This window comes from Shewanella decolorationis S12 (genome assembly GCF_000485795.1).
Lineage (GTDB): Bacteria > Pseudomonadota > Gammaproteobacteria > Enterobacterales > Shewanellaceae > Shewanella > Shewanella decolorationis.
Genome location: NZ_AXZL01000066.1, coordinates 93,710 through 118,724, shown reverse-complemented (window position 1 = coordinate 118,724; position 25,015 = coordinate 93,710). Strand labels below are relative to the sequence as shown.

At 40.5% G+C, this 25,015-nt stretch carries 20 protein-coding genes and 1 pseudogene; all 21 read right to left on the bottom strand.

Going from position 1 to position 25,015, the window contains the following annotated elements; all coding sequences use genetic code 11:
* Window positions 1-54: 54 nt before the first annotated feature.
* Window positions 55-1,116, bottom strand: coding sequence for a UDP-N-acetylglucosamine--undecaprenyl-phosphate N-acetylglucosaminephosphotransferase (gene wecA, locus SHD_RS10985; RefSeq protein ID WP_023267180.1), 1,062 nt, complete (start codon window positions 1,114-1,116; stop codon window positions 55-57).
* Between the two features lie 142 nt (window positions 1,117-1,258).
* Window positions 1,259-2,326 carry a UDP-N-acetylglucosamine--undecaprenyl-phosphate N-acetylglucosaminephosphotransferase gene (gene wecA / locus SHD_RS10980; RefSeq protein WP_023267179.1) on the bottom strand — a complete coding sequence of 356 codons (1,068 nt, stop codon included), beginning with the start codon at window positions 2,324-2,326 and terminating at the stop codon, window positions 1,259-1,261.
* 129 nt (window positions 2,327-2,455) lie between these two features.
* Complete coding sequence (locus SHD_RS10975) at window positions 2,456-3,880, bottom strand: phosphomannomutase (protein WP_023267178.1); 1,425 nt, start codon at window positions 3,878-3,880, stop codon at window positions 2,456-2,458.
* Window position 3,881: 1 nt separating this feature from the next.
* A complete protein-coding gene (locus SHD_RS10970; RefSeq protein ID WP_023267177.1) occupies window positions 3,882-4,628 on the bottom strand; it encodes a glycosyltransferase family 2 protein in 747 nt (248 codons plus the stop codon).
* The gene (locus SHD_RS10965) at window positions 4,628-6,031 is read right to left on the bottom strand and encodes a mannose-1-phosphate guanylyltransferase/mannose-6-phosphate isomerase (protein ID WP_039978137.1); all 1,404 of its coding nucleotides are present in this window, start codon (window positions 6,029-6,031) and stop codon (window positions 4,628-4,630) included. Before SHD_RS10965 ends, SHD_RS10970 begins: the two co-directional genes overlap by 1 nt.
* Window positions 6,032-6,033: 2 nt before the next feature.
* Window positions 6,034-6,528 (bottom strand): GDP-mannose mannosyl hydrolase, encoded by a 495-nt coding sequence (locus tag SHD_RS10960; protein ID WP_023267175.1) that lies wholly within the window; start codon window positions 6,526-6,528, stop codon window positions 6,034-6,036.
* Window positions 6,529-6,534: 6 nt separating this feature from the next.
* A complete protein-coding gene (gene fcl, locus SHD_RS10955) occupies window positions 6,535-7,494 on the bottom strand; it encodes a GDP-L-fucose synthase (protein WP_023267174.1) in 960 nt (319 codons plus the stop codon).
* A 171-nt stretch (window positions 7,495-7,665) separates the two neighbouring features.
* A complete protein-coding gene (gene gmd, locus SHD_RS10950) occupies window positions 7,666-8,781 on the bottom strand; it encodes a GDP-mannose 4,6-dehydratase (RefSeq protein ID WP_023267173.1) in 1,116 nt (371 codons plus the stop codon).
* Window positions 8,781-9,641, bottom strand: coding sequence for a hypothetical protein (locus SHD_RS10945; RefSeq protein WP_023267172.1), 861 nt, complete (start codon window positions 9,639-9,641; stop codon window positions 8,781-8,783). Before SHD_RS10945 ends, gmd begins: the two co-directional genes overlap by 1 nt.
* The gene (locus tag SHD_RS10940; RefSeq protein WP_023267171.1) at window positions 9,638-10,378 is read right to left on the bottom strand and encodes a glycosyltransferase family 2 protein; all 741 of its coding nucleotides are present in this window, start codon (window positions 10,376-10,378) and stop codon (window positions 9,638-9,640) included. The genes SHD_RS10945 and SHD_RS10940 overlap by 4 nt, the downstream gene beginning before the upstream one ends.
* Window positions 10,375-11,625, bottom strand: coding sequence for a hypothetical protein (locus SHD_RS10935; RefSeq protein WP_023267170.1), 1,251 nt, complete (start codon window positions 11,623-11,625; stop codon window positions 10,375-10,377). The genes SHD_RS10940 and SHD_RS10935 overlap by 4 nt, the downstream gene beginning before the upstream one ends.
* A gap of 471 nt (window positions 11,626-12,096) precedes the next feature.
* Window positions 12,097-13,323 carry a glycosyltransferase family 4 protein gene (locus SHD_RS10930; RefSeq protein WP_023267169.1) on the bottom strand — a complete coding sequence of 409 codons (1,227 nt, stop codon included), beginning with the start codon at window positions 13,321-13,323 and terminating at the stop codon, window positions 12,097-12,099.
* A 317-nt stretch (window positions 13,324-13,640) separates the two neighbouring features.
* Window positions 13,641-14,252 carry a glycosyltransferase gene (locus SHD_RS10925; RefSeq protein ID WP_023267167.1) on the bottom strand — a complete coding sequence of 204 codons (612 nt, stop codon included), beginning with the start codon at window positions 14,250-14,252 and terminating at the stop codon, window positions 13,641-13,643.
* 88 nt (window positions 14,253-14,340) lie between these two features.
* On the bottom strand, window positions 14,341-15,294 hold the full coding sequence (locus SHD_RS10920) for a hypothetical protein (protein WP_023267166.1): 954 nt from the start codon (window positions 15,292-15,294) through the stop codon (window positions 14,341-14,343).
* Window positions 15,294-16,166, bottom strand: a complete 873-nt coding sequence (locus SHD_RS10915) for an NAD-dependent epimerase/dehydratase family protein (protein ID WP_023267165.1) — start codon at window positions 16,164-16,166, stop codon at window positions 15,294-15,296. The genes SHD_RS10920 and SHD_RS10915 overlap by 1 nt, the downstream gene beginning before the upstream one ends.
* A gap of 2 nt (window positions 16,167-16,168) precedes the next feature.
* Window positions 16,169-17,335 carry a nucleotide sugar dehydrogenase gene (locus SHD_RS10910; RefSeq protein WP_023267164.1) on the bottom strand — a complete coding sequence of 389 codons (1,167 nt, stop codon included), beginning with the start codon at window positions 17,333-17,335 and terminating at the stop codon, window positions 16,169-16,171.
* 57 nt (window positions 17,336-17,392) lie between these two features.
* Complete coding sequence (locus SHD_RS10905; protein ID WP_052031013.1) at window positions 17,393-18,748, bottom strand: flippase; 1,356 nt, start codon at window positions 18,746-18,748, stop codon at window positions 17,393-17,395.
* Window positions 18,749-18,950: 202 nt separating this feature from the next.
* Window positions 18,951-19,925: a Wzz/FepE/Etk N-terminal domain-containing protein gene (locus SHD_RS10900; protein WP_023267162.1), complete on the bottom strand. Its 975-nt coding sequence runs from the start codon at window positions 19,923-19,925 to the stop codon at window positions 18,951-18,953.
* Window positions 19,926-20,112: 187 nt separating this feature from the next.
* Entirely contained in the window at window positions 20,113-20,490 is a 378-nt protein-coding gene (locus tag SHD_RS10895) for a four helix bundle protein (protein WP_039978135.1), read from the bottom strand.
* A gap of 167 nt (window positions 20,491-20,657) precedes the next feature.
* Window positions 20,658-23,399 (bottom strand): SLBB domain-containing protein, encoded by a 2,742-nt coding sequence (locus tag SHD_RS10890; RefSeq protein WP_023267159.1) that lies wholly within the window; start codon window positions 23,397-23,399, stop codon window positions 20,658-20,660.
* A 743-nt stretch (window positions 23,400-24,142) separates the two neighbouring features.
* Window positions 24,143-24,643: pseudogene (gene rfaH, locus SHD_RS10885) on the bottom strand (transcription/translation regulatory transformer protein RfaH).
* Window positions 24,644-25,015: the final 372 nt, after the last annotated feature.

The following is a 25,015-nucleotide window of genomic DNA, read 5'->3' as shown; positions in this document are numbered from 1 at the left end:
TACCAAAGAAAAAGCCAGCTTAAGTTAGCTGGCTTTTAAATAAATAATCTAAATTTATTCTTTTCTGAACCAAGTCAAAATTTGCCATACATTTGAGAGAGCCCAGTTGTAAGCAGCAAAAATAGCTAAAAAACTAACAAACATAATTGAGTCAGGAACTTGAGCTAAATCTGCGCAAACACCAATCACGGCAAGTAAAAGTGAAGCAAACGATATCCTAATCAATGTCTGTTTACGGTTATAACCCGCACGCTCAAAAATATGATGCAAATGATCACGATCAGGTTTAAATGGCGACATACCTTTTTTAACCCTTCTGTACATAATTGCCGCCATATCCATTAACGGGATAGCGATAATATACAACGCAGTAACAGGGGAAAACACTTGCCCTTGGTGTAAATGATTACTATCAGCTTGCGTGCCCAACACCAATAACCAAACTACCGTTAAGCCAATCAGCATGCTGCCAGCATCTCCCATAAATATCTTATCTAAAGAAGGGAACGGCCAGCGTAGGTTAAACAGTAAGTACCCAATGATTGCCCCAATAAACAATAAAGGTATTAAAAACCAACTATTACCTGCCCAGTAGAATAAAAAAGCTAACGATGAAAACGTCACCAAGCTTAGCATCCCAGCTAACCCATCAATGCCATCTACCATATTAAAGGCATTAATCGCACCAATCACCGCAATGGTTGTAATAAAAATACCAGCATAGCCTAGTTTAAACTCAAAAAAGTACAATATATCGCCGAAAGTAGTGAGGTATAACCCAGCTCCAAAAATCAAAATAGAGGCGGTGATAACTTGCGCAGCCATTCGAATCCGTACCGACAAATCATACTTATCGTCTAACACACCAAGGAAGAGGATCAACGCAGCAGAAATCAGATATAAGTTTAAGGTTTGGCTTTGCGGAATAACAATACTGGATACAAGTAATACACTGCAATAGATAGATACCCCACCAATCAATGGGATAGCACCTTCATGCAGCTTTCGCTCATTGGGTAAATCGACTAAACCAACACGTTGAGCTATAGGATTTAAGACTTTAATTGCAACACAAGTTAAACAAAAAACACTCAAAATCGGTATGAGGTATTCCATCACTCTCTTCCTTTACTAGCAACTGATGCCAAACGACTTTAAAAAAAGTCTATTTCAAAAATATGACACTGGAGTATAGCAGGAGGCGATTTGCTAGATAAGCAGTAAATCAACATTTTTTAACCGCTCGAAAAGTCTAAACTTAACGCATAAAGTTAACATGACGATTAAAAAACGCTGTAATACGCCAAATATTACTTAACACAGTAAAATACGCTGCAAAGCTCAATAAAAATGCAAAAAACATAATATATTCATCAACTTTAGCCAGCTCAGACCAAATACCAACTCCCGCCATCAATGTGGCCGCAGCACAAATAGCCAATAAGGATTGAAAAGATGACAAACCTATACGTTGGCAGATATGGTGTAAATGCTCGCGATCCGGCTTAAATGGCGATTGGCCCTTACGAATACGACGGATCATAATGCACGCCATATCCATCAGCGGTAGTGCAATCAACCACAGCGCAGTCACAGGGCGGATCGCTGTTGCTCTCTCACCTTGGCTTGCAACAATCAGCAACCAAATTACCGTAAAACCGATAAAAATACTCCCAGCATCGCCCATAAACACCTTAAAACGCCGCCCAAACGGAAAACCTAAATTGAGCATGATATAAGGCAACATGGCGGTGACTAACAGGGCACAAAACAAGGCAAAGTTAGCCATGCCATGCCAATAAAACAGCAAACCCAAGCCGCCAAAGGTGACGGATGCTAAGCCACCCAATAAGCCATCAATCCCATCGACCATATTAAACGCATTAATAGCACCAATAACCGCCACCACGGTTAGCACATAGCTAGCAAGTTCAGGTATTTGTAACGCCTCGCTCCCCATCAAATACCCAAGATTATGTAAACTACGTTCACCCAGCACTATCATTGCAATTGACACCAAGGCTTGTATCACCAAACGCAGCTTAAAACTTATGTCATAGCGGTCATCAATGACCCCCACTATCACCAGCGCCAACGCACACCCCATATACAAATATGGCAAAGTCAACAATTCAGGTAACCACAGTAAGGCAAGCAGCATAGTCACAAAAACCGAAATCCCACCTACTAAGGGAATTTGTCCAGTGTGATGCTTACGTTCATTAGGTTTATCAACTAAGCCAGTACGTTGAGCAACCTTACGAAATACAAACAAACAGATAAAAGAAAAGAAAAAAACAAATAAAACTGCGATGCTTGCTGACATAAAACCACTAAATTAACAGATAACTAAATAAAAATGGACAGTTATGAAACTGTCCAAGGGCAGCCTAACAAATCCCAATTATCTTACATTAATCAGCCAAACCTAACTCAGCTATAACCAATATAATGACTAATTGCTTTCAATAAGAGCCGCCAAAACTAATTCAACAAGTGACTGGGCTGCTTCAACTGACTTTGACTCTACATAACAACGTAATTCAGGTGCATTACCTGAAGGACGTAAATGTATAACATCGCCATTTGACAGTGTCATTCTGAATCCGTCAGTAGTGTCAACTGATAACACCTCAAACTGACCAAGAGATAACTTTGCTAAAAAGGATTTAGGTGATGCAATCCCCTGCTCAATCAGCGCAAGGCTTCGCGTCCTTTCGAAATTTTGTATTCGGTCACTTGCTGTAAAAATATTAGGCAGTTGAGCAACTAATTGTGAGATAGGACAATTACGAGCCATAGCTAAAACAGCAAGGGCCGGAAGCAGTGCATCACGCGTAGGTAGTGCACTCAAGTTCACACCATTTACATCAATATCTGACCCTAGCAAAAAACCACCATTTGCTTCGAAACCGGCTACACGAGAGCATTGAGTCAGTAATCTAGCAAAAGCTTCTATCACATAAGGAGAGCCAATTTTAGTGCGAAAAACTTGCTTAAAAGAACCACAAGCTTCAACCGCAGAATTACAACTCACGGGAATAGCAAGCGCCTCGATCCCTAAAAACTGAGCAGCAAGTAAACATAAAATATCCCCACGAAGGTAAGTACCAGTTTCATCAGATAACAATGGTCGATCGCCATCACCATCCGTAGAAAAAACAGCATCGAGTCTGTACTCTTTCTGCCAACACTGTGCCATTTCAATATCATGCAAACTTACCGCTTCAGTATCTATCGGCACAAATTGATCGCTACGCCCAAGACTCACAACCTCTGCACCTAGCTTTTGAAATAACTTGGCATAAAGGTCGCGCCCAGCACTAGAATGCTCATAAATCCCGATACGTTTACCGGCCAATATCGTAGGACTAAATAAATCAAGATAACGGGCGATGTAAGCCGTAGCGGCAATATCCGAAATTGCCGGTAACTCATAAAGCTCAGCTTCAACCAGCTCAGCGTCAGCAGCGAGAATAGCTAACTCATCGGCTTTGGTGATTTCACCATCGGGGCGATAGAACTTAAGGCCGTTACGATCAAATGGAATATGGCTACCCGTAACCATAATGGCAGGCATGTTTTGCTGCATCGCGACAAAAGCCAATGCTGGAGTTGGCACAACCCCAAAGTATATGGGCTGCAGACCTAATGCAATCAAGGCGCTGGCACATGCCTGCGCCATTGCTTCACTGCTAGGGCGATTATCGATAGCAATAGCAACATGAGTGAATGCATAGTGCTGCTTCATCACGCCAACAAAAGCCTGGGTAAAAGCCATACAAACTTGGGGCGTAAACTGGGTTACCAATCCCCTTGCACCGCTGGTACCAAAAGCAACACCCGATGCCGAAATAATATCCGAAGTTATTTTCATCATGTTATCTCATAAAAAATTGTGGAATTTTACTCAAATTCTTAAATAGCAGGGCCTTTGGCCAAAAAACTCCATTTTTTTTCAGAGCAAAAATATCTTCTTTACTTTTCAAATAAATATTTTTCAAACTCCTATTGCTTGCACCACCAACACGCATTTTAATTAACACGTTTGAAATGTAAGCAAGCGTAATCTTATTAACCCACAAATATCTCAAAATAGAGTCATAATCAGCGGCTATCTTAAAATTCAAATCAAAAAATCCAAACTTTGAATACAGTTCACGCTTCATATAAAATGTTGGATGGGGCGGCATCCAACCATTTGCTAATTGCTTTCTTTCATAAACACCTGAGCGCCACAATCTGACTATTTTACTGGTATCCGTTTTATCAACATATTCGAGATCACCATATACAGCATCGACATTGTTTTGCTGAAAGCAATCGACAATATTTTGCACTATATGTGGCGAAGCAAACAAATCATCCGAATGTAAAAAACCGACTATATCACCGGTAGCAGCCGCAATACCTTTATTTAACGCATCGTAAATACCGCGATCTGGTTCAGAAATTATTTTAGCCACCCGAGTACAATTATCTTGAATCACCTCTAAAGTATTATCTTTAGAAGCACCATCTACAATAATATATTCGATATTAGTGTAAGTTTGCTGCTCTAGGGATTTTAAGGTATCGACAATAGTTGCTGAGCTATTATAACAAGCCGTAATAATAGATACTTTCATCAACTTCTACCGTATCTATCTTCAAAACGAACGATATCGTCTTCACCCAAGTACGAACCGGATTGCACTTCAATCAATTCAAGATCAACTTTGCCCGGGTTTTCAAGCGCATGTATCACACCTACTGGAATATAAGTCGATTGATTTTCGGTTAACAAAATATCCTTATCACCATTGGTTACTTTGGCTGTACCGGATACCACAATCCAATGCTCGGCGCGGTGATGGTGCATTTGCACCGATAACTTAGCGCCCGGTTTTACGGTAATACGCTTAACCTGAAAACGTTCGCCATTATCGATGGAGTCATACTTACCCCAGGGGCGATAAACCTCACGGTGGAATGTGACCTCGCTACGCAGCTCCGCTTTAAGCTGACCCACAATCGCTTTAACATGTTGTGACTGATCTTTATGGGCAACTAATACAGCATCCTTAGTGTTTACAATCACTAAGTCCTCAACACCTACTGTGGTGATAAGTTTATTGCCACCAAAAACTAAAGTGTTTTTAGTATCCACTGATTTAACATCACCATTGAATACGTTACCAGCGGCATCTTTAGCTGAAACTTCCCACAAAGCAGCAAAACCGCCAACATCGCTCCAACCCGCATCCATGGGTACTACCACTGCGTCTTTAGTCTGTTCCATCACCGCATAGTCAATAGAATCATCTGGGCAGGCTTCAAAGGCCGCTTTATCAATCCGAACAAAATCGCTGTCATTATTCTGCACCTGCATCGCAAGCTCACAGGCAGCATAGATATCAGGGCAATAGGCTTTTAATTCGGCAAGGTAACGGCTGGCTTTAAATAAAAACATGCCGCTATTCCAGTAATAATCACCACTGGCAATATACGCCTTAGCGGTTGCTAAATCTGGCTTTTCAACAAAGCAATCGACCACAAAACCGTGCTCACAGGCAGCGCCACGCTTAATATAACCGTAACCCGTTTCAGGTTTATCACCCACAATACCAAAAGTGACTAGCTTACCCGTAGCGGCTAACTCAGCGGCTTGACTAACCGACTGCTGAAATGCAGCAACATCTTCGATTACATGGTCAGCCGCTAACACCAATAACAAAGGGTCTTGTCCAGCTTCAACCGCTTTAAAGGCCGCTAAAGCAATAGCAGGCGCAGTATTACGGCCAACAGGTTCTAACAAAATGCCGTTATGTTTAACACCTAACTGGCGTACCTGCTCTGCGGCAATAAAACGATGTTCTTCATTACAAATTAGCATCACAGGTGCATGCTCAATGCCCTGTAAGCGACTAATCGTGTTTTGCAGCATGCTCGCTTTACCAGAAAGCGTTAAAAACTGCTTAGGAAAATTGCCACGCGACAAAGGCCATAAACGGGTGCCGGAGCCTCCTGCCATGATTACGGGTAAAATCATCATCAATCCTTCATTAACTCGGTATAGGTTTTATCAAAGTACCACTTAGTGTGGAGATGGACTTTAGGATCAGCCAGTAAACTAGGTACATCAAACCAGTGGTAACCGCCATGCTGCACAGCAAGAGGTAAATTGGCTAATGGGCCATCAAGCTGCAAGGTAAAAGCGATAGCAACATAATGGGTGCTTTCATCATCACCAAAAACATCAGAACTAAATACATTGTCAGTATAAAAATGATCAAAGGGCCCGAGTAAAGTCGCTTGGTCAATAGTAAACTCTTGTCCAAGCTCATCACGGGTTAAACGCTTAAAGGCATTGGCCAGTGATTCATTTTTTAAAATTCGCCCGCCGGGTACAAACCAGTAATCTTTTGCCGGGCGATTTAAGCGCTGGCCAAGTAACACTTGGCCACTTGAGTTGGTTACCACTAAATCGATCGACACTAAAGGCGTGCTTGCAATAACCGTTGAAAAGGTAGGTTGGTCTAAAAACATGCAGACCTACTTTCTAAAGTTATCTTGGTTAGCCAAGAACCATTGGTAGGTTGTCTGTAATCCCTGCTCCAAGGTTATCGAGGCCTGCCAACCTAAAGATTTTAGGCGTGATACATCCATCAACTTACGCGGCGTACCATCGGGTTTAGTGGCATCGAATACAATGTCACCGGTAAAACCCACCACTCTTGCAACGGTTTCGACCAATTCACGAATAGTGCAATCGACGCCAGTTCCCACATTGATATGACTTAACATAGGCTCGGTATTGGCTTCATAAGTCGCTTGGTCTAAATTCATTACATAAATAGAGGCTGCAGCCATATCATCAACGTGTAAAAACTCCCGCATCGGCGTGCCAGAGCCCCATGCAACCACCTGCAGGTCGCCCTTAAGCTTTGCTTCGTGAAAACGGCGCAGCAGCGCAGGAATGACATGGGAGTTTTCTGGGTGGAAATTGTCATTTTCACCATATAAATTGGTCGGCATTACTGAGCGGTAATTACGGCCATATTGACGATTGTAAGACTCACACATTTTAATGCCGGCAATTTTGGCAATCGCATAAGGCTCATTGGTCGGCTCTAAGGTACCAGTTAACAGTGCGCTTTCTGTCATAGGCTGGTCGGCAAGCTTTGGGTAAATACAGGATGAACCTAAAAACAATAACTCCTGCACGCCAGCGAGGTGCGCACTATGAATAATATTATTTTGGATAGTGAGGTTCTCGTAAATAAACTCAGCGGGGTAAGTATTATTGGCAATAATGCCACCCACTTTTGCCGCTGCAAGGTAAACTTGATCAATTTTTTGCGTGGAAAAAAAATCCCGAACTGCAACCTGGTCAAGCAAATCAAGCTCATCACGGCCACGGGTCACAACATTAACATCACTTTTTTGAAGTAATTGACGAACAATGGCAGAGCCGACCATACCACGATGACCAGCAACAAATATGTTTTTCATAAAAAACCCATCAAGCGAACAATTGAGAATAAACAAATAATAAAGATTCAAACGTACAAAGCACAAAAGCTGAGAGCCTAGCCCGCAGCTTTTGTGTTATTAACCCTTAATCAAGCAATAGTAAGTCACTTATATAGCAGGTTAATTGTAAGCAGTTAATTAGCGGATGCGTTACTCAACGGATACGCTAATATCGTAGCCATGACTTTTTAAAATGGCGTGTTGCTTAGCTTTATCTAAATCGTTCTGCACCATCTCAGCACACATTTGTTCAACCGTGATTTCAGGTACCCAGCCCAATTTGGCTTTGGCTTTAGATGGGTCGCCGAGCAAAGTTTCAACCTCCGCTGGGCGGAAGTAACGCGGGTCAACCTTTACAATCACATCGCCAACCTTAAGCGCAGCAGCATTGTCGCCCTCAATGGCGGTCACAGTAGCAATTTCATCTACGCCTTCACCCGTAAATTCTAGGGTAATTCCGAGCTCAGCCGCTGACATACGCACAAATTCCCGTACCGAGATTTGCTTGCCCGTGGCAATCACAAAATCTTCGGCCACATCTTGTTGCAGCATCATCCACTGCATGCGCACATAGTCTTTGGCATGGCCCCAGTCACGCAGTGCATCCATGTTACCCAGGTACAGGCACTTCTCCAGGCCCTGGGAGATATTGGCAATGGCGCGGGTGATCTTACGGGTCACAAAGGTTTCACCGCGGCGGGGGGACTCATGGTTAAACAAAATACCATTACAGGCATACATGCCGTAGGATTCGCGGTAATTCACCACAATCCAGTAGGCGTACATTTTTGCCACTGCATAAGGCGAGCGCGGGTAAAAGGGCGTGGTCTCACGCTGTGGAATCTCTTGTACTAGGCCATAGAGCTCAGAGGTCGATGCCTGATAAAAACGGGTCTTCTTCTCCAGCCCACAAATGCGAATAGCCTCAAGCAAGCGCAAGGTACCCATGGCATCCACATCCGCCGTGTATTCGGGGGATTCGAACGACACCGCTACATGGGACTGGGCGCCTAAGTTATAAATCTCATCCGGCTGGATCTCTTGAACCAACCGCACCAGATTCGAGGTATCGGTCAGGTCGCCATAGTGCAAGAAAAAATTAGGATTGGATTCATGTCTATCCTGATAGATATGATCTACGCGTTCGGTGTTGAATGAAGAAGCACGGCGTTTAATGCCGTGAACTTCATAACCTTTCTCTAATAACAACTCTGCTAAATAAGAGCCATCTTGACCGGTTACGCCGGTGATGAGTGCTACTTTCATTAATTTATACCTCTGTCAAAAAAGCCAATAAGTCTATGCTTCAAAATTCGGAAGGAATTAGGTTTACACAATAAACAACGCATAACTGCATTGCCAAAAAACAAAATAAAATCTCGATAGAGCAAAAAAGAAGGGTATTTAGCTAACAACACTCTAAATATTTTTCCCTGTCCCGTCGCATAAGTTAAATGCTTATCATAACTTAATGATCTTTTGGGATGAAAAACATAACAATCATCAGCCTCAAACACATGACTCTTTTTTATTTCCTGTAGATAATCAAACAAAAACAAAACATCTTCACCACTTTTAAAGTGAGTGTTTTGGCCGGGACCAAACGCTTCATTGAACTTTATACTGCGAACGTCAGACAACTTAATTAAATAAGACCAGACATATGTATCATATATCGGGTTTATTTTTTTTGGATGTCCATGTAGACTCGTTCGAATAGACTGCCCACCATCGATTAGGCAATCTGCAAATCTAACTTTTACTTTTGGATTAGCCAGGCGGTTAGTGGCAATAAATTCAGCACTATTCTTTGGCCAAAAAATGGAAGCGTCGTGAAATAAAATAAATTCAGCACCTATTTCCTTGGCGCGTTCCAGACATAAATTTCTCGCATTTGACACTCCCATAAAATCAATTTCAAACAAACAAAGATTATCTGGTAAGTCAGACCGTGATATTTTTTCGCCTTCACTACCTTGTAAAACAACAAAAACAAGAACATCCCCCCCCCAAGCATCGACTATGTGCTGAAATGAGGGAATTAGTGTTTTTACGTTTGCTAGCCAATCTGTTTTAGTCAGGCACACACCAACAAATAAGTCTACCCCAATTTTTGACTGACTCATTTAGTTAACCTTAACAGCCAATTTTTTAAGTAATGGTATGGCCATGCCATCACACCACGGCTACTTAACATAATTTTTACAGTAATATTTAAATCAGAACGCCACACTGCCTGTAATCGCTCCTGCCACATACGTGCTTTATTGGATGCTTGCGAGCTGACGCCGGTGGTATCAAAATTAGCAATACAGAGGTCAAGAGCCTTGGGTTTAAGACACGGCCAGACAGACAGCAGATGCGCATAATCAGCGCAAAAACGATAGCGAAGATCATAACCATGCTCGAATAAAGAACGGTGATAAATCATGCTTTGGTGGTTTATCATATGAGAGATAAGAAAAGGTAATGAACATTCTTGTTTATGCTCAACACTATCCGCTTTATGTGATCCATACACCATATTTATATCATCAGTTATATTATTTATATGTTCCAATAAAATCGAAAGCACATTATTTTTTTCAAAAGTATCACCTGCATTTAAAAAATAAACCCATTCACCAGAAGATAAATTTATACCTTTGTTCATCGCATCGTAGATACCAGCATCATTTTCACTCACCCAAGAATCAATACAAACACGATTATTATTTATAATATTAATAGTTTCGTGGCCTGACCCACCGTCGATAACAATAAATTCTATCAGACTACGGTCAATATTTTGATTAAGCAAAGAGTTAATCGTTTTTTCTAAACAAAATGGTGCATTATAAACAACGGTAATAACACTAATCACACATGACCTCTATGATATATTTTTTTATTCCATAGCAACATTGTAAATATTGATAAATAGCTAATTGTTAGATAAAAAATCACCAATCCAAATTCGAAAAAGCTGGTCCTGTATATATTTTGCACATTAGAGATAAATATTATCAAACCTATAACAAATGGCAATCTGCATATGGTTAATTTCAAATAAAAAAGTTTAGCCGTTATCAGAACAAAAAATGCAGTTATAATGAAGAAGTTACCGCAATAAAAAATACTTTCGGCAACGATATTACCTGCAAGGCCAAAGGAGAGTCCACTAATATTTGCAATCATCTCTCTATAATTCATTTCATCTCCTATTAAGCTACTACCAATTATTCCTGGCAAGAGAGATAAAATATATTTAAGGACCAAGTAAATGCCATCACCATTGAAACCGTGATATATTACATAATCTACAGTAACACGAGTATAGATAAACTCCCCGAAAGCTATAAAAAATGAATAAATACCATCGCCCTCGGCAAATCTACTTAATACCGGTAGAATCCCCAAAGCAGCAATTGAAAGTATCGCTGGCTTAAAATAAGTTTTATTATTTAAAATTGCAAAACACAGGTAAATAATAATAAACAACCTTATTATTATGCTTCTGCCACCCTGCATAAAATCTAAGGCAACAAAACATAAAAATGGAAGCAGCACAACTATTCTAGAGATTTTTCTTCTAGAGAAAAGCAAAATGATTAACAAGGCACTATATACATTTACAACGACACCAATCTTGTATGGCATATAAATCTGATTTGCAAAATAGTCATAAACTATTGCGCGATCTGCCCTTAATGCTAGTAATGTCCCACCATGTTTAACGCAAAGATAAAATAAGAACAAAAAAATAAAAAATGACAAAAATAAAAAACAACTTTCATTAAACTTATTATACTTTAACGGCTTGAATTTTAGCCCCTTCAAGTCAGCAGTTAACATGTAGCAAAACAAAATACCAATAAAAAATATCAAAACATAGAAATTACTACCAGTAAGTTCATCAACATTACTCGGCAATCCTGTTATTAAAATTTGATATGCACCAAAATAAACCAGTATATTTGCAACTAGCAAATAAAGTACCGCAAAAACAAGGAAGTAAAGCATTGGATTTAATAAAAAACCAATTAAATCACCACTAGCAACCGCTCTATCTAACCTTCTGAAAATATAATAAACTACAAATATAAATAAAATCAATTCAAATAAAATCATCTCTCCACCCAACAAGAGGAAACTATAATAGCACTATCACTTAATATTAGACTAAGCTGGTAATATTACAGTATATAATTAGCCAAGTTTATTTTAGTGAAACCATAATAGTGATACTGAAACCATAGTGTCAGGTTTTTCACTTTGACTTTCGCCATCAAGTTCATGAACCATAGGGTTCATATCCATCATCTTGAACTTTGCCATAAGTACCATGAGTTATGGAATTCTGTTTTTAGCAATAAGCGTTGCAAGCATCCGGGGTAGTAATTATTCATCAAGCAATAGGCATATATCACTCAGTTATGCAGATAACACAAGGCATCGAGTGTAACCAGCAATAGCACAAAATCCGCTTCATCAAGCTAAATCGCTTTTCTTTCATTGCCTCTGGCGTTGATATGGTACAAGGCGCCGGAAAATTCCAATCTCAACGGTCTGCTCATCATTATCCTGACTATGGCACACCACTTACATTGTTTGATACAGCTCAATATATTTCATCGCTACAACTTTACTATCAAATTCAACTATGACTTTTTCGCGAGCAGCAATAGCAAGTACTGATGGATTGTCATGATTTAAAATCCAGTTAATCCCATGTGCCAGATCTTCGATATCAAAAGGCTTAGCCAGATAACCTGTCTTTTGGTGTTCAATTAAATCTTCATTACCGCCAATAGCAAAGCCAACTACTGGTGTACCACATGCAAGAGACTCCATTATCGCGTTCGACAAGTTTTCCTGCAAACTCGGTACTACCATTACATCAGCAGCGCTATAAAGCACACGCAAACTGATGTCATCGTGTAAATGACCTAAATAATGTGCTTTTTGTTTGAAGCCTTGTGACTTTTTAGGTTCACTCGAACCAAAAACAACTAACTCATAGTCGGTAGACAATAATTCTAATGCGTTTGATAGATATTGAAAACCTTTGTTGATATCACTGGTAGCACTCATAGCACCAAATGCAATTATTTTTTTTCCCAGTGGGAGATTTAACAGTGTTCTTGCATAAGATTGTTCAAACGGTGAGTAGGATTTTGTATTAATTGGATTAGGTAAACAAATTACTTCAGTATCTTTAAACAAGCTTGATTTGCGTGCACAGTCCGTCAACCAGCTAGACAGCCCGATAATTTTGAGACTAGGGATTTTTCTAAAAGTCTTATTCTTTCTCTGCCAAACTTTACGGCTTAAATCTTGTTCTTGTTTGCTTGCTAATCTAGGACATTCACCACATGACTGAATGTACCGTGTGCAATCCCACATGATATGACATCCACCAGTAAATGCCCAATTATCATGCAAACTCCATACTATGGGCGCGTTAATCTTGGCGAGGTCCTCAGTCCGCACCATTCCACCGGCTATCCAATGCAAATGCACCACATCAGGATTTAGGGCGTTAATTTTTTCCACCAAACCTGAAAAAGGTACCCAACTAGGGCTAAATAATGTTTTAGTACGGTCTTTGTAACGTAGAACAGGCAAAGAATCTAAAGTCGGTCTAATTTTACCCATTGCCTTTTGAAACTTAGTTTCAGGCCTATGCACAGTAAAATCATCCGAAGATTTGGACTGTACTAACATTTGGCTATCAACACCCTCAGCCAGTAACGCTTTATGCAACCGATACGCCGCCCGTGCTGCCCCACCTTGAATGTCAGAAGTGTTTACAATAAGGATTTTCATTAAAAAATATTCTTTCCGATAACTAAGCGTGCCAGTTTGTTAGTCGCACGCACAATAAATGGCTTATTTTCGTTCTTATAAAAAAGTTTTACGGCTTCAACGGCTTGGTTCGATTCAGCTATTTCAGTCGGCCAGTTTAGATTTGATTTGGTGCACAAGGTATTTTCTGTGGTTACAAGCGTTTGCGAATTGCCACAATGTACACCACTGCCGTCGAGTCCAATATTATCAACATAGCTTTTACTCGGATTTAAACACAATCCACCATGTTCATAGATAGTTGCATACCAAAAAATCGCCCAAGTGTTAATTTTCCCTTAATTATTTGCGAGAACTTGTGACCAGAAGACACCAGTGCCATCCAAATCAAAATAATGTTTTTGTTTATCACTCCAGCTATCAATTAAGCGCAGAGGCTCTTTATTAAAATGCTGCCATCTCTCTGCCCAAGTCGCCCAACCCCAGCAATTCATCATCCGCCAAAAAAAGGCATCACCCAATCCATCAGTTTCAATCGGATAATTCCAACCACTGATATGCCAAACTTTAGGCTCAGTTTTATATTTTTCTAGAGCGGCATTCATAAATCCAAGAAATGCAGGGGAAGTTACAATATCGTCCTCTAACACTATGGCTCGACCATATTGCTGAGTCACATTGCTAACACCTTCGATAATATTTTGTGCCAATCCTACATTGTGCTCACGCATGTGCAAAGTCACACTTTTAAATCCTTTGACATCACTAATGACATCACGCACAGCTTGAACTTTAGATGCATCCTTTTCGCTGCGTGCGGCATCAGCATAAATGATTAGTTCAGTCTCTTTCGCTTCAAGGTTTGCTGCGAGCGCATCGAGAGTACACTGGGTGTGAACGGGACGGGCATAAACAAATAACACTACTGGAGCAAAGTTTTTCTGAGTCATAATTTTAATCTCAAGTTGAATTTTGACCTAAACGTAAGCATACAACTTTAAAAAAAATTATAGTCTACTTTGCTTGTCAGCAGATATTTTAAGCTATTTTACCAAAAATTAATTTTGATGACTTACTAACAACTCGTTTAAAAAATGACTTTAACAAAAACACATTTCTATCGTAAAAGTCATTAATCTTTATTTCTGATTCAAAAGATGACGAATGAGTTAATGGTATTTTTATTTCATATCTTGTTCGATTTGCTGCTTCAGAATCAGTGCTAAAAGTATGAGTAGCATCTACTCCAAAACCAACATTTGTGATCAAATTTAATTTTGGCACAATACATTTACCTTTATTCTTCAAAAGTAAATAACTAAACTGATAGTCCCATGTATTTATTTCTTTATTATGCATTTGTTCAAAAATATTTCCCCAAAATCTCACTGTGGGTTTATAGTTAGATATTTCACTTGGCAATATTTCACGTTGGTTTGTCCAATCAGACATTTCAGGATCATAATCTTTCCATGCTCTAGCCCAAGACGCCCATCCCCAGATTAATGGATATTTACAAAAACCATAATCTTCTCTCATACCAAAAGACTCAGGACCTCGCGCATCTCCTGAAATTAAATAAACACTATTATCATTTTTATATTTAGTTAATAACTCTTCACAATACCAAAAAAAACTTTGGCTTGGCAAACAGTCATCTTCTAAAATGATACCTTGTTGTTCATTTTCAAAAAACCAGGTGATCGCGCCACTCACAGCATATTTGCAACCGAGGTTTTTCTCTCTGAACAGTGTTTTTACTTCACAGTCCCAGTCGATGTTCTCTATAACATAGTCACGCACAGCCTGTACTTTTTCAGCTTCATCTTCTTTTGTTGCTCTGGCGCCGTCTGCTGCTATGTAGAGTCGAGGTGGTTTGGCTTGGCGAATCGCTTCAAAAACCTGTTTGGTAGTGTCCAGGCGGTTAAATACCAAAAAAAGTACAGCCGTGTTAAGTGGGTGTGGCGGCACGAATATTTCTGTAGTACTCATTATTTATTCCAATTATTATTTTTTAGCATATTGACGTAATCCGCTAACCTGCGGGTTGGCGACCAACCAAGTGCTTGCGTTTTATCGCTGATTACGTCAGCAGTCATACGATTGCCTTTGCGTTCTGGTAGCATTTCTATATCGCCGCCAAACAATGTAGCAACTTCCAGGATAGTGTAAGATTCTGGGCTACCAATACCAAACTCGTCACCATAGCCCTGTTCACCAACCAGAACTAATCCATCGATAATGTCATCAATATGGGTGAAATTTCGCTTTTGTGTGCCAGGACTTACCACTGTCAGTGGTTCACCATGCTTCATCTTTTCAGTCAATAAGGCAATGAGGGTCGCATATTTTCCGGAAGCAATTTCCCGCTTACCATACACATTATAAAAATAGGTGATGGCATAGGGTACATTGAACCAGTTACCGTAATTCATCACCAATTCTGTATTGGTGGCTTTTGTCCAAGCATACGGACTGGCTGAACGTCCCATGCCGCCATCGCCAAACTTGGTGCTACTGCCTGCGTAAAGAATTTTACAACCCGCTTTACGTACAAATTCCAATACCGCAAAAATGCCGTCTTTATTATATCGCCACACAGTTTCGATATCGTCAAAGCTTTGTTCTACACGGGAGTATTCACCCAAGTGATATACCATATCTGGAATAAAATTTACCAACTTGGCAATATCAACTGTCTCACCTTTGATATAGCACACATTTGGCACGTGATTTTCTTCCGAACCGGTGAAATAATTATCAAGTGAATACACTTGATTATTGGGATCTTTAGCAAGACGTTCACATAAATGACTGCCAACAAAACCGGCACCACCTGTAACAAGAATTTTTTTTGTAGCCATGGTTAATCTTTCCCAAATAAATCACGTGTATAAACTTTATCAGCAACTGTTTGTAACTGTTCGCTCATTCTATTAGCAATGATAATGTCAACGTCAGCTATAAATCGTTCAAAATCATGACAAACGGGTAAATCATGAAATTCAGTTAGCTTCAACTCTGGTTCATAAATACAAAGTTCAACCCCCTGCCCTTGCAGTCTGCCCATGACACCTTGAATAGCGGATGCACGGAAGTTGTCAGAGCCTGATTTCATTATCAAACGGTACACGCCAACTTTTTTAGGTTTACGCGCCATAATTTGGTGTGTAATAAAATCCATCCGGGTATCATTACTCTGAACAATTGCCTCGATAAGATCCTGAGGTGTTTGATCAAAGTTTGCCAACAACTGCTTAGTATCTTTTGGTAAACAATAGCCACCATAGCCGAAGCTGGGGTTGTTGTAGTGATTGCCAATTCTTGGATCAAGTCCCACACCTTCAATAATCTGTCTGGCATTAAGGCCATGCGTCTCGCAATAGCTGTCAAGCTCATTAAAATACCCAACACGCATTGCTAAATAAGTATTAGCAAATAGCTTAACAGCCTCAGCTTCGGTTGCATCAGTAAAGAGTACCGGCATATCTTTTCTGACTGCGCCTTCGATGAGCAAACTAGCAAAAATGCGGGCACGTTCCGATCGCTCACCAATAACTATTCTTGATGGATGCAGATTATCATAAAGGGCAGAACCTTCACGCAAAAACTCGGGCGAAAAGAAAATGTTATCAATACCAAACTTAGCTTTGATCCGCTGAACATAACCAACCGGTATAGTAGATTTGATAACCATTGTCGCATCAGGGTTAACGGTTAAAACATCTTTAATGACGGACTCGATTGATTTGGTATTAAAATAATGAGTTTCTGCATCATAATCTGTTGGTGTGGCAATAATAACAAAGTCAGCATTTTTATATGCTAATTCTTTATCAAGGGTACCAATAAGATTCAGGGATTTGTTAAGTAAATAATCCTGGATTTCAGTATCTTGTATAGGTGATTTGTTTGCATTTATCATATCAACCTTTTCTTTGATTAAATCTAATGCAATCACCTCATGGTGTTGTGCTAACAACACTGCGAGCGATAATCCTACATACCCTGTTCCGGCAACAGCAATTTTCATTTTAATTACAACCTATCAGAAATTAAAAAGTATTTAAAACTTAAAGAAGTGTTAAAATCATTTTACGTGATGGATATATTTGATTAGAAACAAACTCTTAATCTGCAAAATAAACACGTCACGACACAAAATAACATTTGTCAATATGGTGGAGCTAAGCTGCGCCAGCACAGCACTGATTGCTGCCCCTATAATGCCTAGTTGAGGTATTAATATTAAATTTGAAGTTAAACAAACTACTGCACCAACAATTGTCTTATACAAGCTGAGTTTTGATTTACCTTCATTCAAAATCCATAGACTTTGTGCTACACCCATATTAATAAGCAAATTAGTGAACACCAAGACAGCAAGCACCGAGGAACCCTTGGCATATTCACTACCGAACAATAATTCAACAGCATAACTGGATATTATTGCAACAGGGATGCAAATGAGCCAACCCAACAATGCAAAACCACGAAATATATTACTTAAACAAGCCCAATACACCTGTTCACTTTGCTGTTTCGCTCTTGCGACCATGGGGGCCAAACTGACTGAAAGTGTCATAGGTATAAATGTCCATAACATGGCTAACGGCAATACTGCAGCATAAATACCCAGCTCCACATCACCCAGCATTTCTTTAATCATGATCTGATCGATTCGCATATAAATGATGATCGACAGACCACCTAGAATAAATGGCCAAGATTCTATTAACAATTTGACTGCATGACTTTTAATTAACTGCCAAGGTTGCTTGCAAGTAAATTTTCTATATGCATATGTTAACGCCAAAGCGGCCAACAAAAACTCAATCGTCATCACAAGCGCAAATGCAAGCAGTGGCGCTTTATTTAAAATAAGTATAATTTTTAAGCCATTGGAAATAATATAAGCCATTAGCTTAGCAATAACGGTTCGCTTACTCTGACTTTGACTCTGAAACCAAAGATCAATAGTGTCAGCCGCTTGAAAAACCAAACCTGCACCTACAAGTGCTGTGATATATACAGTACTGTCATGCCAACCATTAGCCAAACCCATCCCAGCAATCGCGATTAACCAACAAAAGAAACCAACAATTAAACGTAAAGTAAAAACAGTACCGAGTATTTCACCTGCTTTGGCTTTATCTTTGGCAATATCACGGACGACAATGCCATCCATGCCGAGCAGTGCCACTGCTTGAAAGAAGGCCAAATACGCCAGTACATAAGCTAATTCACCAAATTGAGCCGGCCCAAGATAGCGTGCAACCCAAGCGCTTACCAATAATCCAAGGACTAATCTTATTAACTTATCAAACATCAACCAGCCACTGTTATTAATCGCAGCAAGTAAGCTATGATTGCCGGATAAGCGCTCGGATAATTTATTCGGTAGTAATTTCAACCATTTTGGTTGTAGGTTTTGTGCACTAGACAAGACAAATTCCTTCATTCTACTGGCTGAATGGCACTAACCAAACGAGAAAATTACGCTTTTTCATCTCAACCTCCAATCCAAGCTGAGTCACTTTTCATCCATTTTGAGACAGTTTCGTGCAATCTCTTGTAAAGCCAAGGTTTTAGTGTTTTCAGCTGTTTTCTTAAAACTGTCCCAATAGACAGTTCCGAGAATCTAGATTCTAGTTTTGCTCATTTCTCATAAAATGCCTTACCAGCACTATCATCACGCCTAACATGCCGCCGAGCAGCGTGCCTAATACACAAATTAAGGCGCGTTTGGGTTTGGCCTTTTCTTCTGGCGCGAATGCGGGGTCAATAGTTTTAAACACGTATTCATCGCGCACTTCGGCAAACATAATGGTTTTAGCTTGTTCTTCAATCAGTTTGTAAAGTACGGTTTTAATGTCGGCCACATTGGTTAGGGCGATTTGTTTATTTAAAAAATCGGTACTGCGGTGGGCCTCTGCGACATCACGGTCCTTCATCACTTTATTAATATCTTGAATTAACCAAGTGACCCATTGCTCTGCAACGGTTGGCGATAAATGCTCTACAGATAACGTCACCATGCCTGTGTCTTTGGCTGAATTTACCGCCATGATTTTGCTGAACGCTTTATAAGCCTCTTGCATTGATGGCTCAGGTTTTAATGGTGGTTCAACCTCGCGCACCCAGGTATTGGTTTGCTCGTTATATAGTTCTGGGTCATAGATAAGTTTATCGCTATCCCTATCCCACTTTTTGGCTGCCATTAAATCGGCAAGGATATTGTGCTTGTTGATAAACTCACTGGTAAATTGGCGAGACTTTAATACCTCAATTGCCAATTCGGTTTTATCTGTACCGCCTTTGCTACCCAGATTCACGCCCGCAAGGCTAGCTAAACCGCCAAATTGAGATGCTAACGCACTTAAACCACCGCCTTGTTCCTCAGATGCAGGCGCAAGCAGGGCTTCAGATTTGTAGATATTTGGTTGCTTTATGGCAAAGACGACCGCACCTATGGCAAATACAGCGGTAACAGCCAAAATAATCCATTTACCGCGCCAGATGACAGAGAACAGTTCTCGAAGATCGATTTCGTCGTCTTGCACTTGAGGGAATCTGGCATCGGATTGGTATGTGTTTGGATTTTGAGTAATTTGTGTGTTCATTTTTTTAGGTTCTAGGCCCTAGGTGCTAGGCCCTAGGAAAGCTTAAAGATATTTAAAGAAGGCACTAGGTGCTAGGTACTAGATTCTAGGTTTTAAATCCTAGGTTCTAGGGCCTAGAGCGAGCTTGCGAGCGTTCTAGCAGCAGCGTTTTTTGCTGCGTCCTAGAGGGCGTAGGCCGTCCTAGTTTCTACGTACTTTTATAATCTGCGGACTCTTCTCGGACACTACCTTTTCGTATTTTTATCAAAGAAGCAATCATTGCTGAAATTTCTTTAGCCTCTTTGATAAGAGTCATTCCGTTTTGTTTGTCTATTACGCCAATTTCTATCGCAATATATATCTGAGTAATCAGTTCCCCAGATGAACCTTTTGCAAAATAAAGAAATCTTGCTGACTCTGCATTTGACTCACGTTCCTCGCCCTCCGCTATGTTTGAGGGAATAGAAACTGCCGCTCTGGTCATCTGTTCTCTGAGCCCATAATCTCGGCAATTTTTAAGTTCCTTATAAACATCACATGATAGGCGGCAAGCTCGTTTCCAAACATCCAGTTGTTCGAATCGCATAAGAGCTCCTTTCAGTCGCGAGAATCGAGGAAAAGCAGAGTGTCGCTACGCAACTTCTAGATTCTAGAGCCACGCAGTGGCGTTCTAAAGCAGCGCTCTTTGCTGCGGCCTAGAGCGAGCTTGTGAGCGTTCTAGCAGTTGCTAAGCAGCGACCTATCATCTTCGTATTACAAACCAGCGATGGCTGAGATAGCAACTGCGGTGTTATAGATAATGCCTGTCACTTGCGACCAGAGCGTCAGGTTATCTTTATATTCAGTGTCTAGTGGAACAATCACAGTATCACCAGGTTGCAATTGCTCTCCACCGCTGAACCAGCTTGAACGTGATGGGATCAATACTGAACCATTAGCTTGAATAACATAGGTTCTTCCCTCATCAGCACGTTCTCTTGCACCACCAGACATGGCTAGATACTGGTCTATCGTTAAACCTTCTTTAAACCTATGGGTTGCAGGATGTTGGACTTCGCCCATTACTGCAATCGTTTGCTTAGTTGAAGGGACATATAAAATGTCGGCATCTTCTAACTGCAAATCTGCCTGAGTAATACCAAGTGAAATAGCAGGTAAATCGACAACTAAACGACCAACCGCTTTAATGTTTTCAAGGTCAGTTAGCATTAACTGTGCATCGGCATAATTAACTACCGTACCATCCTTCGAAATCCCACGGGTGGCAATATCACGACGGAGTTGGTCAGCCAGCTTTTTGATTTCAATCTGCTCTTGTTGGCGCACAGACTCACGTACAAATACTGCCGAAGGTAATGCTGCATATTCGGTAAAGCCACCCACACGGGTGATTAAATCACTTAAGGTTTCACCACGACGAATATTGTAACGACCAGGGAATTTAACCTCGCCTCTGACCTCAACCACTTTGGTCTCTTGCCAATCTGGTGTGGTCATCACAGTGAGAATATCTCTACCAGATAATAATAAATTGGCACTTTGGTTATTTTGCAGTGCTAAAGCAAGGTCAATATTTTTATGCTCAGTTTTAGAGCCAGAATTATCAACTACAGTTGATGTTAATTCTGCTCTAGTTGTGTAGGCACCTTCTTTCAAGCCACCCGCAGCAACAACTAAATCATTGACTCTTGCACCTGCGGTTAGCGGATAAAGCCCAGGTAAACGTACCTGACCATCAATTCCAACAACCTGTATCCCTGCCCCTGCTCGGCCTTGATTATTCAGCTTAACCATAACAGGGTAGAGTAATTCTTGACGTGCCATTTGATTACTGAGTTTGAGTAACTCTGTATCATCAAATAAGTTAGCCAACATTTTGTTGACGACACCTTTGACCACAGCGACATCTTCTGACTCAGTTTTATCAGTAACAACCACCCCTGCTAACTGCGTGCGCTGGGTTAATCTGCTCTTATCAAGCTGGACAAATCCAGCTTTAAATAAATCGGAACTAATTAATGTGTTTGTATTTAAGGAAGTTACCTTCTCAACGCGCTGTTTAACTAACTTATTCAGCTCGAAACGGTTTTGCACATCATCAGAAAAATTAAACACGATGACTTTATCACGGGCTTTTAGCTCAATATCTTGGTCACTGTTTTTATTGCTAATCGCTTTGCCCGGTGAAAACTGATGAACCTCAATATCGCCGTACTGGTTAACCTCACGAACCACTAAGGCATAATCTAAATCAGCTGAGATGGCTAAATCGCCCCAAATTGAGGGAAAAATATCACTGATTTTTTGCCCAGCAAACCATTGATATTTACCAGGTCGAACAACTGCGCCAACAACTGTCACTGCACTTTCAAATTGCTCTGAGGCATTTTTAACACGAATAACATCGCCCGCTTTCGCCAAGGTCATTTTGCCCTGTTCACTTGTGAGGTCGACATTAATAACGGTCTTTAAAGATTTACTGTTGTAACGCTCTACTGAACTGCTTTTGGGATACGCGCCTGGATTTAAACCTGCGGCCATTGCAATCACATCGGCCATGGTTTCGTTGTTTTTTAACTCATAAATGGCTGGGCGTCTGACTTCGCCAGAAACACTTACAAGACCACCAATAGAAGGAATAAATACGACATCTCCGGAATGTAAGCGCAGGTCGCCTGATGCATCACCTTTTAACAGCAGATCATATAAATCTAATGTACCTACAAGTTTGCCATTACGTTTTAATTGCACATTACGCAGCGAGCCGATTTCGTTAACCCCTCCAGCCACAAATAACGCTTGGGTAATAGTTGATAAGCTAGAAACGGTGTATGAACCAGGTTTGTAAGCATCACCCGCTACAAAAATACGAATTGAGCGCAATTCACCCATGGTGATATTGGACTCAATACCAATCATTTGTTGTTGAATACGTTGTGACAGCGTTTCTCTTAACTCAGAGAATGTCAAACCATTCACAGGAATAGGTCCTAATTCAGGGAATTGAATGACTCCTTCGCGATTAATCACTAGGTCGTATTCTTTATTTTCTTTCCCGTAAAGCTGTACTTTAATGTTATCGCCAGGGCCAACAAGATATTCTCCCGGTACTGGCACATCAGAAACTGGTGCAAAGGTGCTTGGCTCACCCGCGAACATTTCATAACCAAAGCGGCGCAATTTTAGGTTCGAAGAGTCCACGGAAAAATCTAATTCCGCTTTTTCTTTCTTATCATTTGCCGTATTAATGCGCTCAGGCTGCATTTCACGTTCGGAAACGACTTGTGGATTGGCTATCTGAGGTTGCGATTGGCCACCAGACAGCATGTTAGGGTCAATACCATATTGCCTGGCTAAACGCTGTTGCTCGGCTTTTGGTAATTGTTTGAATTGCTCAATCATCTGCGGAGAGGGAGTTAACGCTTGCGCCTGAGTGCCCATCAATACAGTGGCACTTAACCCCACTATGATGAATTTTTTGATTTGTTGTAACACCAGATATCTCCGATTGGGTTAAAGATGGAAAACATTAAAGCGGAGCTGACTACGCTCCTTCTAGATTCTAGGCCCTAGGTTCTAGGTGATAGAGCAGTGCTCTTTGCTGCGCTCTAGTGAACGAAGGCAGTCCTAGTGCTAGCAGGCCTTCGGACTTGCCACTGCTGCGCGTGGCGGGCGAGACCCCCTTCGGCATCCGCTAAAAGACAGAAATTGTTCTGTCTTATGCCTTTCAGGCACGCTACCGCCCATAGATTGCGGCCCCTATATTGCCCTTCGCATAGCGAATATTTATATTTTTCAAAACTTTAAATCAAAATATCAGTTAGCAATCACTTCTACTGATTATGTAAAGGCACGACCTTCACACGCTAAGAACAGTATTAAAGTAATGACCTCATACTTGCAGCAAGCTTAAACCTCGTACTGCAACTGCATAAAATCAAGTAAAACTTTAGTTGCAGTTTACATTTATCGTGACTTAGGACTTGATACGCATTGTAAAGCTCAGCAATCACGTCATCTGTATAAAAAACACGCACGCAATTTATATTTGATTTTTAATGGTGCAAATTTAGTTATTTTCAATAACGATGTAGCCATGACAAAAATAAGCCACTAAATATATTAACATTTTTATTTCAAGTTCAATTGCTACCAAACTAACAAAAAACAACCTATAGCAAATGTCTTACAAGACTCTAAGTAAAAATCTTACTCTGCAAAGTGAAACACTTCACAAATTACACCCGTTCAACCGAATGTTCAGGTACGGATAAGGTATTGATCTGTCCCATAATATTAAATAAAACGTGGCAACGTTTGTTAGCGCATTTCTCTTGGAAAATGCCTTCTAAATCTACAAACGGACCATCTTTAAAGCGAATTTTTTCCCCGGTTTTTAGCTCTAATTCATTGTCTAAAACTGATAGGGATGGGGTTAATTCTTTCATGCGAATGGCGTGAATGATGCGGTCGTCGATTGGTGTCATTTTTTCTTGTCAATTGACGATACGACTCACACCACGGGTAGAGTGGACCTGCTTAACACTTGTCTGGCTTGGATCGAAATTGATAAACAAATAGTTTGGAAACAGAGGCACACGGCAGATCCGCTTCTGACCGCGTTGAGATTTTTCTTCAGAGACCATGGGTAAGTATGTCTCTAAATTTTGAAGTGCTAAGTTCTGTTGTGCCCTCGCTTCACTTCGGGGCTTACAGTACAAAAGGTACCATGCCTTCATTTATATAATCTCACTACCCTATGTTGAGTGACGTCCATTCACGGCTCGCAATCATAGCAAAGTAGTTAAGACCGATGGAAGCAGTTTTTTAGTCCCCAAAGCATTGCCGCTCGGTATCTAAACAGCAGTCAGATATATTAGAAAAATCAATATTAATCGGTGTTGGCGGCAAGTTGCAGATAATCTCACCAGTTAGCAAGCCAAAATTGACTTTAGTTACTTTTAAAGGGTATATAAGGTGGGATTTTAGCGAAAATATCCCATTTATCGCTCAAATTATTACTTTTATTATAAGAACGTAACAATAACTCATACGTAAACCTCAGCGATTCAACAATTTAGTTTGGCTTTTAGGGGCAAGTTAAATCAGGA